General features: G+C 32.3%; 14 protein-coding genes and 1 tRNA gene. 7 read left to right on the plus strand and 8 right to left on the minus strand.

Annotated elements, in window-relative coordinates; all coding sequences use genetic code 11:
- Positions 1-86 precede the first annotated feature (86 nt).
- Both ABTV69_RS16730 and ABTV69_RS16735 read right to left on the minus strand, forming a co-directional pair.
- Positions 87-524 (minus strand): hypothetical protein, encoded by a 438-nt coding sequence (locus ABTV69_RS16730; protein WP_433830760.1) that lies wholly within the window; start codon positions 522-524, stop codon positions 87-89.
- Positions 525-773: 249 nt separating this feature from the next.
- Positions 774-851: transfer RNA gene (locus ABTV69_RS16735), tRNA-Val, on the minus strand.
- Between the two features lie 263 nt (positions 852-1,114).
- On the opposite strand from ABTV69_RS16735, the gene ABTV69_RS16740 reads away from it, so the two are divergent.
- Positions 1,115-2,905 (plus strand): ABC transporter ATP-binding protein, encoded by a 1,791-nt coding sequence (locus ABTV69_RS16740; RefSeq protein ID WP_433830762.1) that lies wholly within the window; start codon positions 1,115-1,117, stop codon positions 2,903-2,905.
- A 186-nt stretch (positions 2,906-3,091) separates the two neighbouring features.
- Here the strand turns inward: ABTV69_RS16740 and ABTV69_RS16745 are convergent, their stop codons facing one another.
- Positions 3,092-4,261 (minus strand): proline dehydrogenase family protein, encoded by a 1,170-nt coding sequence (locus ABTV69_RS16745; RefSeq protein ID WP_433830764.1) that lies wholly within the window; start codon positions 4,259-4,261, stop codon positions 3,092-3,094.
- A 247-nt stretch (positions 4,262-4,508) separates the two neighbouring features.
- Between ABTV69_RS16745 and aroB the strand changes: the two genes are divergently transcribed.
- From aroB to recQ, 5 genes are all read left to right on the plus strand, one after another.
- On the plus strand, positions 4,509-5,576 hold the full coding sequence (gene aroB, locus ABTV69_RS16750) for a 3-dehydroquinate synthase (RefSeq protein ID WP_433830766.1): 1,068 nt from the start codon (positions 4,509-4,511) through the stop codon (positions 5,574-5,576).
- Positions 5,577-5,881: 305 nt separating this feature from the next.
- Positions 5,882-7,285, plus strand: a complete 1,404-nt coding sequence (locus tag ABTV69_RS16755; protein WP_260670107.1) for an arginine decarboxylase — start codon at positions 5,882-5,884, stop codon at positions 7,283-7,285.
- 98 nt (positions 7,286-7,383) lie between these two features.
- Entirely contained in the window at positions 7,384-8,352 is a 969-nt protein-coding gene (locus ABTV69_RS16760) for a deoxyhypusine synthase family protein (RefSeq protein WP_057117936.1), read from the plus strand.
- 8 nt (positions 8,353-8,360) lie between these two features.
- Positions 8,361-8,777, plus strand: a complete 417-nt coding sequence (locus tag ABTV69_RS16765) for a DNA primase (RefSeq protein WP_433830768.1) — start codon at positions 8,361-8,363, stop codon at positions 8,775-8,777.
- Positions 8,778-8,921: 144 nt separating this feature from the next.
- Entirely contained in the window at positions 8,922-11,228 is a 2,307-nt protein-coding gene (gene recQ, locus ABTV69_RS16770; protein WP_433830770.1) for a DNA helicase RecQ, read from the plus strand.
- A gap of 75 nt (positions 11,229-11,303) precedes the next feature.
- On the opposite strand, the gene ABTV69_RS16775 is transcribed toward recQ, so the two are convergent.
- The 4 genes from ABTV69_RS16775 to ABTV69_RS16790 form a co-directional block, all read right to left on the minus strand.
- Complete coding sequence (locus ABTV69_RS16775; protein ID WP_433830772.1) at positions 11,304-11,819, minus strand: DinB family protein; 516 nt, start codon at positions 11,817-11,819, stop codon at positions 11,304-11,306.
- Between the two features lie 12 nt (positions 11,820-11,831).
- Positions 11,832-14,417, minus strand: coding sequence for a phosphoenolpyruvate carboxylase (locus ABTV69_RS16780; protein ID WP_433830774.1), 2,586 nt, complete (start codon positions 14,415-14,417; stop codon positions 11,832-11,834).
- A gap of 92 nt (positions 14,418-14,509) precedes the next feature.
- Complete coding sequence (locus tag ABTV69_RS16785) at positions 14,510-14,989, minus strand: Lrp/AsnC family transcriptional regulator (protein WP_008468989.1); 480 nt, start codon at positions 14,987-14,989, stop codon at positions 14,510-14,512.
- A 77-nt stretch (positions 14,990-15,066) separates the two neighbouring features.
- On the minus strand, positions 15,067-16,221 hold the full coding sequence (locus ABTV69_RS16790) for a M14 family metallopeptidase (RefSeq protein WP_433830776.1): 1,155 nt from the start codon (positions 16,219-16,221) through the stop codon (positions 15,067-15,069).
- A 312-nt stretch (positions 16,222-16,533) separates the two neighbouring features.
- Here ABTV69_RS16790 and ABTV69_RS16795 point away from each other — a divergent pair, with 312 nt between their 5' ends.
- The gene (locus tag ABTV69_RS16795) at positions 16,534-16,989 is read left to right on the plus strand and encodes a helix-turn-helix domain-containing protein (RefSeq protein WP_433830778.1); all 456 of its coding nucleotides are present in this window, start codon (positions 16,534-16,536) and stop codon (positions 16,987-16,989) included.
- Between the two features lie 84 nt (positions 16,990-17,073).
- Here the strand turns inward: ABTV69_RS16795 and ABTV69_RS16800 are convergent, their stop codons facing one another.
- Positions 17,074-17,625, minus strand: a complete 552-nt coding sequence (locus ABTV69_RS16800) for a 1-acyl-sn-glycerol-3-phosphate acyltransferase (RefSeq protein ID WP_433830780.1) — start codon at positions 17,623-17,625, stop codon at positions 17,074-17,076.
- Positions 17,626-17,668: the final 43 nt, after the last annotated feature.

The following is a 17,668-nucleotide window of genomic DNA, read 5'->3' on the forward strand; positions in this document are numbered from 1 at the left end:
AAAAGTGTTAGAATGAATATTATTTTTTTGTTGTGCAATATCATAATTACGAATTACTGTAATTGGTTGGAAAATTTTCAGTTTTTTTACTTTTCTCTGTAAATTTCAAATTCTCCATTTGCAACTTCCTCCATATAAACATCTGCAGAAATGATCTCTTCAGAAATGATCATTTCCCAAGTTCCTGAATATTTTTTTTCAATTTGGTCGTAAAACCCTAGATATTCTATGTTAGGATGTTGTAAATTCTTATCCAGTTTAATAGTTCCATCTTCATCTTTGTAATAGTAGCAAGGATAGTTTATAACAAAACTTATCATGTCGTCGTCAATAAAACCTTTTACTAGTATGGGTTCTACAAAAATATTTTCTGATTCTGAATTGGTTGATGTTCCTGAAAACGAATTATCATCAAAGGTTAAATCCATTTCAAATTCTACTTTTATATAGCTATCAATAATTTCATAGCCCTCTAAATACGTAAAAAAGCCTTTCCAGGTTTGTTTGTTATCAACGATTTTCATAGATAGTTTGATAATGAATTCAGTTTTTCAAAAATATATAAAAAAAACTCCAAAATCATAAGACTTTGGAGTTTTTGGAATTCTGTGGGCGATGATAACTTGTTCCGATTTTTTATCGGAAGGTTCGAACCTACGACCGCTTCCGATAAAAAATCGGAATGCTCTAAACCTTCTGAGCTAATCTTTGTTTTTTCAAATTATTAAAAATAAGTCAAAAAAAAAAACTCCCTAATTTCTTAAGGAGTTTTTTGGTGGGCGATGAGGGGTTCGAACCCCCGACCCCCTCGGTGTAAACGAGGTGCTCTGAACCAGCTGAGCTAATCGCCCTATTTTACTAGGTTGCAATCGTTTGTGATTGCGAGTGCAAATATACAGCTAGATTTTATATTTGCAAGCCTTTTTTTGAAAAATGTGAAAAATAATTTCAATTAAATATTTATAAATCTATTTTTCAGTGAATTAAAAAAATGACAAAATCTGCAACTTTTAAAATTTAGTTAAAAATTGAACGCTCTAACTCTAATTCAGAATATTCTTTTTGTAATCGTTTGCTATAGTCATACCTTTGCGTACCTTAATTGTATATTCAAATGGCAAGATTTCAAGAAAATGATTTACCGAAAGCTAAATTAAACTCTAACTCCCTTCAAAAAGCACTCAGAATTTTTAAATACGCCAAAAACCACAAATGGAAATTCTTCCTTGGTTTGATTTTCTTATTTTTAACCAGCGCCACTGCCCTAGCCTTTCCTAAATTAATGGGAATGTTGGTCGATTGCGTTACCAATAAAGATCTTTCTAGAGCAAACGAAATCGCACTGGGATTAATGGCAATCTTATTTCTTCAAGCGATTTTTTCTTTTTTCAGAATTTCATTGTTTGTGAATTTTACAGAAAACTCACTTTCAAACATTCGTTTTGCATTGTATGAGAATTTGATCAAGTTACCAATGTCATTTTACTCTCAAAAACGTGTTGGAGAATTAAATAGTAGAATTAGTGCTGATATTTCGCAACTGCAAGATACTTTTAGCACGACAATTGCGGAGTTCTTACGTCAGTTTATTTTAATTATTGGAGGTTTTATAATCTTAGGAAGCATTAGCCCAAAATTAACTTTAATGATGCTGGCAATTGTGCCTGTTGTAGCAGTCGCTGCAGTAATCTTCGGAAGGTTTATTCGTAAATACGGAAAGAAAACACAAGATAAAGTTGCCGAAAGTCAGGTTATTGTTGAAGAAACTTTGCAAGGAATTAGCAATGTAAAAGCTTTTGCTAACGAATGGTACGAAATTCAACGTTACAAAAACAAGATTAGAGAAATTGTAAAAATCGCTATTAAAGGCGGTCAATATAGAGGTTATTTTGCATCGTTTATTATTCTTTGCCTTTTCGGATGCGTTGTTGCTGTTGTTTGGTACGGAATCACTTTAACGATTAAAGGAGAAGTTGAAGGTGTTGGTGATTTAATTTCATTTGTATTATACACCACTTTTATTGGTGCTTCTTTTGGAGGAATTGCCGAAATGTATGCACAGATTCAAAAAGCAGTTGGTGCCACAGAACGTGTTTTTGAATTATTAGAAGAAACTCCTGAAGAAATCAATGCGAAACCAAGACTTCATGCAGTTGAGAAGATAAAAGGAAATGTAGCTTTCAATAATGTTGCTTTTAGCTATCCTTCAAGAAAAGAAGTTCAAGTTTTAAAAGACGTGAATTTCAATGCCGAATTCGGACAGAAAATAGCAATCGTTGGACCAAGTGGTGCCGGAAAATCTACTATTTCTTCTCTATTATTACGTTTTTACGATATTACTTCTGGAGAAATTTTAGTTGACGGAAAAAACATTCACGATTATGATTTAGAAGATCTTCGCGGAAACATGAGTATTGTTCCTCAAGATGTAATCTTATTTGGAGGAACTATTAGAGAAAATATCGCGTACGGAAATCCAAATGCTAAAGAAGAAGAGATTATCGCTGCTGCAAAACAAGCGAATGCTTATAACTTTATAGATGGTTTCCCAGAAAAATTTGAAACTTTAGTTGGAGAGCGTGGTGTTAAATTGTCAGGAGGTCAGCGTCAGCGTATTGCAATTGCAAGAGCCTTACTTAAAAATCCAAGTATTCTGATTTTAGATGAAGCCACATCATCTTTAGATAGCGAAAGCGAAAAACTGGTTCAAGAAGCTTTAGAAGTTCTAATGGAAGGAAGAACAAGCATTATCATTGCTCACCGACTTTCTACAATTAGAAATGCAGATAAAATCCTAGTGTTGGACAATGGAAGAATTTCAGAAGAAGGAACGCACCAAGAATTAATAAACTTAGAAAACGGAATTTATAAAAACTTGAGCAACTTGCAGTTTAGTAACTCTTAAATTAAATTCCAATTTTTTAAAATTCCATAAAAAAAACCATTCGCTGTGCGAATGGTTTTTTTTATAAAATCTAAAATCTAAAATCTAAAATCTAAAATCTAAAATCTAAAATCTAAAATCTAAAATCTAAAATCTAAAATCTAAAATCTAAAATCTAAAATCTAAAATCTAAAATCTAAAATTAGATTATTTCCCTTTTCTACGTTTACGTTCCGCTTTAATCATGGATAATTCACGGCTTGTTTGACCAGCGACAGAAGTGTTTTCTTCAGCACGACGAATCAAGTATGGCATAACATCTTTTACAGGTCCGAATGGTAAATATTTAGCGTCGTTATAACCATTTTCAGCTAAGTTGTAACTAATGTTATCACTCATTCCATATAATTGTCCGAACCAGATTCTAGAATCGTTTTTAGCAATTCCTTTCTGAGCCATCATTTCCATTAATTTGTAAGAACTTAATTCGTTGTGCGTTCCAGCAAAAATGGCCATTTTATCAATATGCTCTAACATATAATGTACAGCAGCATCATAATTGATATCGGTTGCTTCTTTAGAAACGCAAATCGGAGAAACATAACCTTTTTCTTCGGCTCTTTTGTTTTCTTTTTCCATGTAAGCGCCACGAACCAATTTCATTCCAATATAGAAACCTTCAGTTTTAGCAACTTCATGAAGTTTTTTCAAATAATCTAAACGATCCCAACGGTACATTTGTAGAGTATTAAATACAATAGCTTTTTCTTTATTGTATTTACGCATCATATCGGTAACCAAATCATCAGCAGCATCTTGCATCCAGCTTTCTTCACCATCAATTAATAAAGCAACATCTTTTTTATGCGCTTCACCACAAACTTTATCAAAACGGGCTACTACTCTATCCCATTCTGCTTGCTCTGCTGAATTAAGAGTTTGTTTTTCTCCTAATTTCTCGTACAATTCGAAACGACCTAAACCAGTTGGTTTAAAAACAGCAAACGGGATTGCTAAACGTTCTTTTGCAAAATCGATTGTTCTCAAAGTCATTTCCAAAGCGGCGTCAAACTGCTCTTCTTCTTCTTTTCCTTCCACAGAATAATCTAAAACAGACGAAACTCCTTTTGTAAACATTTTGTCTACAACAGTAAGACAGTCGTTTTCGTTTACACCACCGCAAAAATGGTCAAAAACAGTTGCACGAATTAATCCTTCTACTGGTAAATGAGCTTTAATCGCAAAATTCGTTACAGCAGTTCCTATTCTTACTAGAGGTTCACTGTCAATCATTTTGAAAAGGAAATAAGCTCTATCAAGCTCTGTGTCGCTTTTTAGTGAAAACGCAACTTGAGTGTTATCGAATATCTTTTCCATTAAGTTTATTTTTTATGCAAATATAGAGAGTGTTTTGAATATTATTTATTAAACGATGTCGATTTTTTGCATATTGTTAATAAGAATGTCAAAAGCATTAATTTATGAAGTAAATGTTTACTACATAAAAGAATTTTATCTTAATTTTAAAGAAGCAAACCCGCATTTTACACAAATTAGTCTTAAAGTTTGAATATTATTAAGCTAAAAATGCCTTATTTTTGCGCTTTTAATTAACTAAAAAACTATGCAATCTATTCAAGCCAATAATTATCTCGTACATTTTAATGAGAATGCTTACGAAGCTTTAAATAAACATTTAAGAAAAAGTAAATATTCTAATATATTTATAATTGTTGATGATCAAACCAATGAGTATTGCTTGTCTAAATTTATTCCGCTTTTGGAAACCGATTTAGCAATCGAAATCATCGAGTTTGAAGCTGGAGAAGCAAATAAAAATATAGAAACTTGTATCGAGATCTGGAATATCTTGACAGAACTTGGCGCCGACAGAAAATCGCTTATTATAAACTTAGGTGGCGGTGTTGTTACAGACCTAGGAGGCTTTGTGGCTTCTACTTTTAAAAGAGGTGTAGATTTTATCAATATCCCTACTACATTATTATCTATGGTTGATGCTTCTGTTGGAGGAAAAACAGGCGTTGATTTAGGAAATCTTAAAAATCAGATTGGAGTAATCAATGTCCCACAAATGGTATTAATTGATACGCAATATTTAGAAACTTTACCGCAAAGTGAAATGCGCTCTGGTTTGGCTGAAATGCTAAAACATGGTTTAATATATGATGCACCATACTGGAGGCAATTTTCAGATTTAAAATCAATTGTTTTTGACGAGTTAGACCAGCTAATTTATCGTTCGGTTGAAATTAAAAACGAAATTGTTATTCAAGATCCAACAGAAAAAAACATTCGTAAAGCATTAAATTTCGGACATACTTTAGGACATGCTATTGAAGGCTACTTTCTGGAAAGCGAAGAAAAGACCACGCTACTTCATGGAGAAGCTATTGCAGTTGGAATGATTTTAGAAAGTTACATTTCGCTTCAAAAAGGATTAATTTCTCAAGAAGAATACAGAGAGATCAAAGCTGTAATTAAAGACATTTATGACGATGTGATTTTTGAGGAAAAAGACATCGATCCGATCTTAGAATTGTTAATTCACGACAAAAAAAATGAATACGGTTTAATTCAATTTGCATTAATTGAAGGAATCGGAAAAATAAAAATCAACCAATCCGTTGAAAATAAATTGATTCTAGAAGCGTTTGAGGATTATAAATCTTAAACTTTTTTTAATCAAAAGCGTTGCATTTGGTATATATTATTTTTTACATTTGCCCCATGAAAACAAACAAGCAGCAAAGGCACTTTAGCTCTTATCGAAACAGACTCAACAGTTCTTTATTAAGAATGCTGAATCGTTTTTATAATAGTAAAAGTCCGTTCTGTTTTGATGTTTTCCAATGTACAAAAGCGGAGCACGAAAAATTGCCGATTATATTTGCCAATATTAGAGTTTGAATTTAAGATTAAGTCCCAAAAAAAGCTAAAATTAAATTACAATTACAATCTCTAAACATTGATAAATAAATGAATACAAAATATTCTGATCTAATAAACCAGACATACTACTTTCCACAAGAGGAATTTAAATTAAACAAAGACAACCTATTGTTTCACAACATCGACTTGATGAAATTGGTTGAGCAATATGGTACACCATTAAAATTTACTTATTTACCTCAGATTTCTGAAAATATCAACAAAGCAAAAGCTTGGTTCAGAAAATCAATGGAAAAGAACAAATACGACGCAAAATACTACTACTGCTATTGCACAAAAAGCTCTCATTTTGAATATATTATGAATGAAGCTTTCAAAAATAACATTCACATCGAAACATCATCTGCTTTTGACGTGAATATTGTTGAAAATTTATTAGAAAATGGTAAAATCAACAAAAGCACGTATGTAATTTGTAACGGTTTTAAAAGAGACGAATACATTACTAATATTGGTAGATTAATCAATAACGGACATAAAAACACTATTCCTATTATTGACAATTACGAAGAGTTAGATTTGCTTCAAGCAGAAATTAAAGGGAAATTCAAAATCGGAATCCGTATTGCTGCCGAAGAAGAGCCTAAATTTGAGTTTTATACTTCTCGATTAGGTATTGGTTACAAAAACATAGTTTCTTTCTATAAAAAACAAATTCAGGAAAATGATAAATTAGAGCTGAAAATGCTTCACTTCTTTATCAATACTGGAATCAACGATACATCATATTACTGGAACGAGCTTGTAAAATGTATTAAAGTTTACATTGCTCTGAAAAAAGAATGCCCTACTCTAGACGGCTTGAACATCGGTGGTGGTTTTCCAATTAAAAACTCACTTGCCTTTGAATATGATTATCAATATATGATTGATGAAATTATCAATCAGATAAAAATTGCTTGCGATGAAGCTGAAGTGGATGTTCCAAATATTTTTACGGAATTTGGTTCATTTACAGTAGGCGAAAGCGGTGGTGCAATCTATCAGATTTTGTATCAAAAACAACAAAATGATAGAGAAAAATGGAATATGATCGACTCCTCTTTCATTACCACTTTACCAGATACTTGGGCTATAAATAAACGTTTTATCATGCTAGCAATTAACCGCTGGAATGATACTTACGAGCGGGTACTGTTGGGAGGTCTGACTTGTGATAGTGACGACTATTACAATTCTGAGCAAAACATGAATGCAATTTACCTGCCTAAGTACAACAAAGAGAAACCTTTATATATCGGATTCTTTAATACTGGCGCTTATCAAGAAACAATTGGAGGATACGGAGGTCTGCACCACTGTCTGATTCCACAGCCAAAACACATCTTAATTGATCGTGATGAAAATGGAATTCTAGCAACAGAAGTGTTTTCAGAACAACAGACTTCAGACGATGTTTTAAAGATTTTAGGCTACAAAAAAAAGTTATAAAAAACGGCCGATTAAGTAAAAGAAAGTTATTTAAAATTCTTAATTTGCATTAACATCCAAAAAGGTTAAACTTTTTAATTCAAAAAAAAACAAAAAAAATGAAAGGACCAATCAGTCAGTTTATTGAAAAACACTATTTGCATTTTAACTCTGCTTCATTAGTAGATGCTGCAAAAGCATACGAGCAGCAATTAGCTGATGGTGCTAAGATGCTGGTAAGTATGGCTGGCGCAATGAGTACAGCAGAAATTGGTAAAATTTTTGCCGAAGTAATCAGACAAGACAAAGTGCATATTATTTCATGTACTGGAGCAAACTTAGAAGAAGATATCATGAATTTAGTAGCTCATTCTCACTATGAGAGAGTTCCTAACTACCGTGATTTGACACCAGAAGACGAATGGGCTTTACTAGAAAGAGGATTAAACCGTGTTACAGACACTTGTATCCCTGAGCATGAAGCTTTCCGTCGTTTACAAAAACACATTTACAAAATTTGGAAAGACGCTGATGATAAGGGTGAGCGTTACTTCCCTCACGAATTTATGTACAAAATGTTGTTGTCTGGCGTTTTAGAAGAATATTATGAAATTGATCTAAAAGATAGCTGGATGTATGCAGCTGCAGAGAAAAACTTACCGATTATCGTTCCAGGATGGGAAGATAGTACAATGGGTAACATCTTTGCTTCATATGTAATTAAAGGAGATTTAAAAGCATCTACCATGAAATCTGGAATTGAATACATGACTTTCCTTGCGGATTGGTATTCTAAAAACAGTTCAAACGGAATTGGATTCTTCCAAATCGGTGGTGGTATTGCGGGTGACTTCCCTATCTGTGTAGTACCAATGCTATACCAAGATATGGAAATGCATGATGTTCCATTTTGGAGCTATTTCTGCCAGATCTCAGATTCAACAACTAGTTACGGGTCTTATTCTGGGGCAGTTCCAAATGAAAAAATCACTTGGGGTAAATTAGATATTAAAACCCCAAAATTTATTATTGAGTCGGATGCTACAATTGTTGCTCCGTTAATTTTTGCATATTTATTAGATTTATAAAATAATTTATGAAAAGAGTTATAGTAGACTACGCCAAACTTACCAATGAAATTTTAAACCTTTTGGTTGAAAAATTTCCTGATGGTTATGATGATTCGGATGTAATCCGTTTTAGAAATGCTAAAAACGAATTGGTTGAAGCTGTTGAAGTTCGTACTGAAGATACAATTTATTTAGTAAAAATTAGTACTAAACTTGCTGACAGAATTGAAAACTACGATGAAGATGATGATTTAGATGTTGATGTAGATGCAATTGCACCGGTTAAAGGTATGGATCTTGATGATGATATCAGCAACGACGATGACGATGATGATGATAATCATGACAAACCAGATTCTGACGGTGGTGACGATGATGACGACGATGATGATGATAAAGCAGACACTGATTATGATGAAGAAGACGAAGAGGATGAAGACTAATTCATTTTCTTTTTAAGAAATAAAAGGAACTCTATTTTAGGGTTCCTTTTTTTATAAGTGATAAAAAACAAACTAAACGAATTAATATTTTTATTTTTGTAGGATTATTTTTATATTTAAATCTTAAGCAAAAAATATATGCCTATGACTTCAGAAATTTTACACGCTACACTAAAAGAGAATTTTGGTTTCGAAAAATTCAGACCCAATCAAGAAACGATAATCAATACCATATTAGCTGGACAAGATACTCTGGCAATTATGCCGACTGGTGGAGGAAAATCAATATGCTTCCAATTGCCGGCTTTAATTTTACCAGGAATTACGGTTGTAATATCTCCTCTAATTGCTTTAATGAAAGATCAAGTTGATAGTTTAAAAACCAATGGAATTGCTGCATGTTTTATAAATAGCTCACAATCATCGCAAGAACAGCAATACTATATAGATAACTTAAAATCGAATCATTTTAAGTTAGTTTATATCGCACCTGAAAGTCTTTCTTATTTAGACATGGCATTCAATGAATTGAATATTAGCTTGATAGCAATAGATGAAGCACATTGTATTTCATCATGGGGACATGATTTTAGACCAGCATATACTAATTTAGGATATTTAAAAAGTCGCTTCCCTTCTACTCCAATCTTGGCATTGACTGCTACGGCCGACAAAGCAACACGAACAGATATATCGAAACAGTTAAATTTAAAGAATCCGAAGACATTTATCGCTTCTTTCGATCGTAAGAATTTAAGTTTAGAAGTTCGTCCTGCTTTAGATCGTGTAAAGCAAATCATTGATTTTATAGAAGATAAACCCAATGAGTCTGGTATAATTTATTGTTTGAGCCGTAAAACGACGGAAGAACTTGCTGAAAAACTGAAGAAAAACGGAATTCAAGCTAAAGCGTATCATGCAGGTTTAGATAATGAGACTCGTGCTAAAACTCAGGATCAGTTTATTAATGATGACTGTCAGGTTGTTTGTGCGACAATTGCTTTTGGAATGGGAATTGACAAATCTAATGTTCGATGGGTAATTCATTATAATCTTCCCAAGAACATTGAAGGTTATTATCAAGAAATTGGACGTGCAGGTCGAGATGGTTTGCCAGCCGAAACAGTTTTGTTTGAAAGTTATGCTGATGTAATTCAATTGCAGAAATTTGCATCTGAAGGATTGAACTCTGATATCCAGCTTGCAAAATTAGACAGAATGAAACAATACGCCGACGCTGTAAGCTGTCGCAGAAAAATTCTACTTTCTTATTTTGGAGAATTGGTTACCGAGAATTGCGGAAACTGCGATATTTGCAAAAATCCGCCAACTTTTTTCGATGGGACGATTCTCGCGCAAAAAGCTTTGTCTGCCATTGTGCGTTTAAAAGAATCTGAACCTCTAGCTGTAATTGTTGATTTTTTAAGAGGCTCGAGAAACGCGTATATCTATGAAAAAAATTATCAAGAGCTAAAAACGTACGGAATTGGCGGTGACGTTTCTTGGTACGATTGGAATCAGTATCTTATTCAGCTGATTAATTTAGGATATTGCGAAATTGCTTTTCACCAACATAATAAAATTCTCCTTACTCCTTTTGCGAAAAAAGTTCTATTTGAGGGCGAAAAAGTAAAATTAACAACTGTTGTCAAAAAAGTAATTGACAAAAGCGAAGCTAAAGAAGCAAAACCAAAAGCTGTTAAAAATTCTCTTTTTGAAACACTTCGAAAATTACGTTATGAAATTGCTCAAGAAGAAGAAGTTCCGGCATACGTTATTTTTAGTGATGCATCGTTAAGGCAAATGGAAATTTTAAGACCAATGACAGATGAAGAATTTCTTGCTGTTGAAGGTGTCGGAAAAGCGAAGCTAGAAAAATATGGTGACGAGTTCATAAAAGCAATTATAGAATTTCAGCGAAATAAATCGGTTGTCAAAAAAGAGAAAAAAGACAATACTTACAAGAAAACATTAGAGTTATTTGAAAATGGCGTTTCGGTAGAAGAAATCGCAGAACAGCGAGATTTGAGCCAAACTACAATTATTTCGCATTTGGCGAAATTATATGTTGATGGATATGATTTAGATTTAAGTCAATTTGTTTCTGAAGAAGAAGTTTCGCAAATAGCAAAAGCACAAGTTGAGTTAGAAAATCCAAATGCATTAAGACCTTACTTTGATTATTTCGAAGAAAAAATGTCTTACGATAAGATTCGATTTGGCTTGGCCTTTTTGGAGAAACACAATATTAATAAAGAAAAAGAGAAGTCTTATTCCGTTGAAGAAATTCGACAGAAACATGCTGAAGCCTACAAAAAATGGGATAAAGAAGAAGATTTAAAATTAATGCAGTTTTATAAGGAAGGAAGAAAAATTGAAGATATTGCAGCTACATTAGGTCGAAATATTGGAGCTATTACTTCGCGATTAAAAAAGTTGGAATTGAAATAATCTAGTTTTCTTTTAAATAATAAACCCGGCAGATTTTTAAAAATCTGTCGGGTTTTCTTATATTATAAATTGATATTATAAATATCTTTCTTCAAAAACTTTTTGATGATGTTTTGCATGTCCAATCATCACAAAACCTAAAGCACGAACAGAAATCGGATTATTAGATGCTGTACCTATTCTTTTCAACTGTTCATCAGATAAACTTTTGTAAAACAATAAAGTTGAATGTCTTACAGCAGAAAATTCAGTAAGCAATTCTTGAATACTTCTTTTATTTGAATCTGTATTGTCTGCGTAATCATTTTCTTCAAAACTCGGCAAAGGCGTTTTGTCATTTCTAGAAAAACGCAAAGCGCGATAAGCAAAAATTCGCTCTGTATCGATAACATGCTGGATAATATCTTTAATTGTCCACTTGCCTTCTGCATAGCGATAATCAAATTTATCTAGAGGGATATTTTGAACAAATCGAATAAATGCATGAAGTGAAATTTCTAATTCTTCAATTAAAACCCCATCACCAGCTGCTTTTACATAAGTTCCAAAATGTCCAGAGTATTCACTGTCTAATAATTCTGATGCTCTCATTTTTTTATTTTTTTAAGCTGAGTTTCTACTAGCATTAGTGTTTCCAAATAAAGATCTTGTTACGATTTTTTCATACACTTTAATCAATTCCTCATTAGGAGTTTGCTCTTTATTTAATTCATTGATTCTCAATAAAGCATATTGCTGAATTGTCAATAATGGTAAAACAATACGCTCTCTAATTTGGATTGAAGCAATACCGTCAGGATAATTTTCCATCAAAGTTTTGTGTCCAGCAATCTTTAATAAAAGACGTTTTGTTTCTGAGAATTCATCGTAAATAATCTGCCAGAACTCACCAAATTCAGGATCATTTTTCATGTATGCTGTCAATGGCAAGAATGATTTTGCTAATGACATCATACTGTTTTCAAGCAATGTTTTAAAAAATAATGAATTATGATACAAGTCGCTTACTTTGTCCCATTGTCCAGACTCTTCAAAATGTCTTAAAGCCGATCCTACTCCAAAGAATCCAGGAACGTTTTGTTTTAACTGACTCCAAGAACCTACAAATGGAATTGCTCTTAAATCTGCGAAATCTAAAGATTCAGATTTGCTTCTTTTCGAAGGACGGCTTCCAATGTTTGTTTTAGAATAATATTTGAGCGTACTCATTTTTTCTAAATACGGGATGAACTTTGGGTGATTTTTGAAACTTAAATATTTCTCGTAACCCAAATTCGATAGCTCGTTTAAAATTTGAGTTTCTTCAGCGCTCAATTCATTTTTCTCTTTACTAAATACTTGGTTGGTAACACCAGCACTCAATAAGTTTTCAATATTATAGCGGCAAGAATCCAAAGTTCCAAAATTAGAACTAATCGTTTGACCTTGAACTGTAATTTGGATTTCATTATTCTCGATTTTTGGTCCAAGAGAAGCATAAAATTTATGCGTTTTTCCACCACCACGAGCTGGAGGTCCACCACGTCCATCAAAGAAAATCGCTTTAATTCCGTATTCTCTAGAAATTTTAGTCAACGAAATTTTAGCTTGATATATACTCCAGTTGGCCATTAAGTAACCACCATCTTTTGTTCCGTCAGAGAACCCAAGCATAATAGTTTGCTTGTTTCCTCTAGATTTTAAATGCTTCGCATATTCTGGATTTGTATACAATTGCTCCATAATAGTGTGAGCATTTTGCAAATCATCTACAGATTCAAAAAGTGGAATAATATCAACGGTTGGTTTTTCCCAGTTATTCAAACGAATCATAGCAAAAGTCTCCATAACATTCAAAGCGCTTTCATTATTACTAATGATATAACGGTTCGCTCCTTCTTCACCATTATTCTGTTGAATTGTTTTGATTGCTTGAACGGATTCTAACGTATATCTCGTAATTTCATTTTCAAAATCAGCCGGATTTAGATTTCCTTTTACTTTTGATAAGACACCAATTTTTTGATCTTCTGTCAGTTCATAATAATTTTTAGGAAAAATATCTGAGCCTGATTCCAAATAATAATTTACTACGTCTTTGAAAACAACATTGTGAATTTTACTATTCTGACGAATATCTAAAGTTGCAAAATGGAAACCGAATAAATTGATTTTTACTAAAAGAGCTTCCAATTCGTCCAAATATAATGACTGATGTTTCTCAATAATTATAGCGCGAATTTTATTCAATTGGGTTAGCAGTTCTTCTAATGTGATAAAAATATCACCTTTAGAATAAAATACAGAACGATAAAGTTTATGTTCAAGTTCTGCAACTAAAGTATCTACACCTGAGAAAGTTAACTTACGTTTTAAATTTCTCATTTCCACATAATAACACTTTAAAATTGAAGTACGTAAACGATCTGCTACTTTCAATGTAATGTCTGTGGTAACAAAAGGATTACCGTCGCGGTCACCACCTGGCCAGAAACCAAGTTTGATCAATTGATTATGAATTGGATTTCCTTCTAAAATATTTTTTTGCAGATAATGTACAATTTCTCCTGCTGTAGCGTAAAATACATTTTCTAAATACCAAATTAAACTTACCGCTTCATCGTAAGGGTTTGGTTTTTCTTTCTGAATAAAAGGTGTTTTTCCTAACTGAGCTAGCAATTGTTTAATTTGCAGCAAATCATTTTGACGAATTGCTTCAGTCAAGTCATTTATAATTCCTAGTACTGGACCAGGATAAAACTGAGTTGGATGCGCCGTTAAAACGGTACGAACATTAAAACTCTCTAGGAATTCGCTCAATTCATCATCTTTCTCTTTCGCGTCTGATTTCTCTTTAATATCACGAAGAGATCCACGCCCTTCCATGTTATTAACTTCAGGAAAAGCAGCATCTTCAATCGCATCAAACAATACAATTTGGCGCTCAATATATTGAATAAATCGAAACATAAGATCGATTTTTTCAGCTTCAGAAGCGTTACTTAAGAATTTATTTGAGAAGAAATCAACGATTTCTTTTGGAGTTTCCTGTTTTTTAAAGCCTGTTTCGCACGTTTCTGTAAATAACGGAAGTAAAACTCCTGTATTATCTATAGAATCAAAGGGTAATGTTATAAAAACACTATTATAAATGTGGTATTTTGAGAGAACGTCTTGATTAAAACGTTCAATTTTTGGCAACGTATACATAATCGTGTTATAGTTGGTTGGTTAATTAGTCATAAAAAAACCCCAAGAATAAACTTGAGGTTATATTTAAATATAGCATTCAAGAAAAGTTCTTACATATTTTTGAAAATAGTATGCATCAAACGCTTCTTATCGTTTATACTTTCCTCTAATGAAATCATTGTTTCTGTTCTGTAAACGCCGTCAATATCGTCAATCATAAAGATAACTTCTTTCGCGTGTTTAGTGTCTTTTGCTCTAATTTTGCAAAAGATGTTGAATTTTCCTGTAGTAACAGAAGCTACAGTTACGAATGGAATTTGATTAATTCTCTCTAATACAAATTTAGTTTGAGATGTATTATTAAGGAAAACTCCAACATAAGCAATAAATGAATAACCTAATTTATCGTAATCCAAGGCTAATGAAGATCCCATGATAATACCGGCATCCTCCATCTTTTTAACTCTAACATGTACTGTACCAGCAGATATCAATAGTTTTTTTGCAATGTCAGTAAACGGAACTCTCGTGTTGTCTATTAACATATCTAAAATCTGGTGATCTACTTCATCTAAACGAAATTTACTCATAATTGTTTAATTAATATTACTAATTGCTATTACAAAGTATAAAATTATATATAAAAAACAACAAATTCACATAAAAATTAACTTTTTATTAATCCGTTAACAAATTTAACATTTTTATTTAAATAAAAATTTGCCTTTTGACCCGTTTTAGGAAAATTTTCGAAATCGTCCGAATATTCTGCACCTTTCGCATCGTATTCGTAATGACCAAAATAATTTTCCAATTCGCCTACTTCTGCGATGTAAGCATTAAAATGAATCTTATTTTCGATTAATTCTTCTTTGTATTGTGCGACAAAATTCGTAATAATTTCGATACCATCATAATTTATTTTGACATTTTTATACATAAAATCATAAAAAACCACATTATTTTGTGAAATATTCAAATATTCACCAAATCTATTATTAACTAAATCGTTTTCGAAAATCTGTTTGAAGCTTAAAATTAACGAGAAAAAGATGAATTTTCTAGTTATTTCGCGTTCATAGTCGTCTGGAAAGTGGCCTGCCTCAAATAAAATAGTTGGAACGCCCAAAAATTGAAAAGTGTCTCCTATACAATTAATATTGAACGAGTCATCGAATCGACCAACTTGTCCTGGAATGTATTTTTGAAGCTCTTCATTGATTCCTGCAATGATATTTATGGCTTTTAATCGATTCTCGTTTACTTCTCTCTCTTCATTATAAGAAGGAGCTAAAAAAGAAACTGTAGCTGGTTTTCCTGTTGTGCCTGCTCCAAATATCGTTCGCTGATCGTGAAGATTAAAACAGAAATCAGGTTTGAACTTCTCAAATACTTCACGCAGCACTTTGCTTTCCGGTTGTGTTAAATCTTGAGAATCGCGATTAAGGTCTATTTCGTTAGCATTTGCTCTAGTATAAAGCCTTGCACCATCTGGATTAAGCATTGGAATACAATAGAATGTGAAAGTTTCTAGCATTTGTTTAGCAAAATCAGTATTATCATTCAGTAAATTAATGAAATCAAATAAAGCCTTTGTTGTAGTGCTTTCGTTCCCGTGCATTTGTGACCATAAATAAGCACGCGTTTTTCCAGTACCGATTTGGTAACTATATATAGGTTCTCCTAAAACAGAGGTTCCGATAATTTCAACCTGACCATTAGTGTTTAGCTTATCTAAAAGTGGTGCAATATGATCTAAAGTAAGGTATCTTCCAGAGATAGACTGTTCTTTGTATTGTTTAAAAAGATATTCTAAATTCATTGTGTTTTGATTAGTTTACAAAAGTAAATATCTTTATTTTTACAATTGTAAACTAAAAGAAAAATTAATAATTTAGATTTGTAAACAGTTTACTGCAGTATTTGAAAGCATAGTCTATAACTCATTTCAAAAGAGATATTTAGATACGCATAAAACTTATAAACAAATAAATTTCAGTTAATTATAATCTTTTATCTAAATTTTATATTTAACATAAAACTAAAGTCTTATTAAAATTGCAACAGCTATTTTGCAAGACTCTTTCTTTTTATTTACATTTGTAAACACATTGATTTAAAACATAAATTTACAATGGTAAACATCGATGATTTTGTAAAAAGGCTCGAAACCGTATTAGAGTATTATGGTTTAAATGCATCTGCCTTTGCAGATAAAATTGGCGTACAGCGTTCTAGCATGTCCCATCTTTTATCAGGGAGAAACAAACCAAGTTTAGATTTTGTAATGAAAATTCTAGAGGTCTTTCCAGACGTAGATTTATATTGGATTTTGATCGGAAAAGGAATTTTTCCCAAAAACAACGAAGAACCTGCAACTGTAGAAGTTTTCGATCTCCCTTCTCCTATTTCATCCAATCGAAATATTGGCACTGATTTATTTTCTGCTATTGAAGTGAATGAAGAAGAGAAAAAAGAAATCAAAAAGACAGCAAGCCCTAAAAATGTAAACTTTAATTTAGAAGATAGCGAAATTGAAAAAATCGTCTTGTTTTACAAAAATGGCACTTTTAAAGCCTATTCTCCATAATGCAAAATTTAGCGCGTATTTGACTCTCGGTTCAGAAAATTTTCAAATACGCGATTCTCACGCGTTCGGAAAAATTCTCAGAAATTAGAGTTTTATGCCATTTTCATTTATTTTTCCTAAAACCCCGTCATAATGTTTTTTCAAAATTTCGAAATCGGCTTCATAATTTCCAGTTGGATAAAACGGCTTACCAAGATTTACTTCTTTTTTACCCCAATCGAAAGCTACGGGAACAATTGGCACATTCGCTTTAAGCGCTATAAAATAAAATCCTGTTTTTATTTCCTTTACCGCTTTTCTGGTTCCTTCTGGAGCAACTGCCAAACGAAAAACTTCTTTACGATCAAAAATAGCGGCAATTGAATCTACTTTATTTAATCCTCCTGATCGATCCAAAGGTTCTCCTCCCACATTTCTAAAATAATAACCAAACGGAAAACGAAATAATTCTTTTTTTCCAACCCAATTCATTTGTAAGCCTGAGATTCCGCGAGTCAAAAGTCCTATATAAAAATCATGATTACTCGTATGCGGCATCACCATTAATATACATTTTTTAACTTCGGCATTTTCTACACCTACTATTTTCCAACCCATTAGCTTGAAAAATATGAATTTGTACAATAGTTTTTTCATTAAAAATTCAATATTTGGTGCAAAATAAAAGATTTAATGGTAA

Source organism: Flavobacterium anhuiense (assembly GCF_050990855.1).
Classification (GTDB): domain Bacteria; phylum Bacteroidota; class Bacteroidia; order Flavobacteriales; family Flavobacteriaceae; genus Flavobacterium; species Flavobacterium anhuiense_C.

What these genes read in the sequence shown, in the direction of transcription:
- ABTV69_RS16730 (WP_433830760.1), bottom strand. Translation starts at nt 524, where the DNA reads ATGAAAATCGTTGATAACAAACAAACCTGGAAAGGCTTTTTTACGTAT.
- ABTV69_RS16740 (WP_433830762.1), top strand. Translation starts at nt 1,115, where the DNA reads ATGGCAAGATTTCAAGAAAATGATTTACCGAAAGCTAAATTAAACTCT.
- ABTV69_RS16745 (WP_433830764.1), bottom strand. Translation starts at nt 4,261, where the DNA reads ATGGAAAAGATATTCGATAACACTCAAGTTGCGTTTTCACTAAAAAGC.
- aroB (WP_433830766.1), top strand. Translation starts at nt 4,509, where the DNA reads ATGCAATCTATTCAAGCCAATAATTATCTCGTACATTTTAATGAGAAT.
- ABTV69_RS16755 (WP_260670107.1), top strand. Translation starts at nt 5,882, where the DNA reads ATGAATACAAAATATTCTGATCTAATAAACCAGACATACTACTTTCCA.
- ABTV69_RS16760 (WP_057117936.1), top strand. Translation starts at nt 7,384, where the DNA reads ATGAAAGGACCAATCAGTCAGTTTATTGAAAAACACTATTTGCATTTT.
- ABTV69_RS16765 (WP_433830768.1), top strand. Translation starts at nt 8,361, where the DNA reads ATGAAAAGAGTTATAGTAGACTACGCCAAACTTACCAATGAAATTTTA.
- recQ (WP_433830770.1), top strand. Translation starts at nt 8,922, where the DNA reads ATGACTTCAGAAATTTTACACGCTACACTAAAAGAGAATTTTGGTTTC.
- ABTV69_RS16775 (WP_433830772.1), bottom strand. Translation starts at nt 11,819, where the DNA reads ATGAGAGCATCAGAATTATTAGACAGTGAATACTCTGGACATTTTGGA.
- ABTV69_RS16780 (WP_433830774.1), bottom strand. Translation starts at nt 14,417, where the DNA reads ATGTATACGTTGCCAAAAATTGAACGTTTTAATCAAGACGTTCTCTCA.
- ABTV69_RS16785 (WP_008468989.1), bottom strand. Translation starts at nt 14,989, where the DNA reads ATGAGTAAATTTCGTTTAGATGAAGTAGATCACCAGATTTTAGATATG.
- ABTV69_RS16790 (WP_433830776.1), bottom strand. Translation starts at nt 16,221, where the DNA reads ATGAATTTAGAATATCTTTTTAAACAATACAAAGAACAGTCTATCTCT.
- ABTV69_RS16795 (WP_433830778.1), top strand. Translation starts at nt 16,534, where the DNA reads ATGGTAAACATCGATGATTTTGTAAAAAGGCTCGAAACCGTATTAGAG.
- ABTV69_RS16800 (WP_433830780.1), bottom strand. Translation starts at nt 17,625, where the DNA reads ATGAAAAAACTATTGTACAAATTCATATTTTTCAAGCTAATGGGTTGG.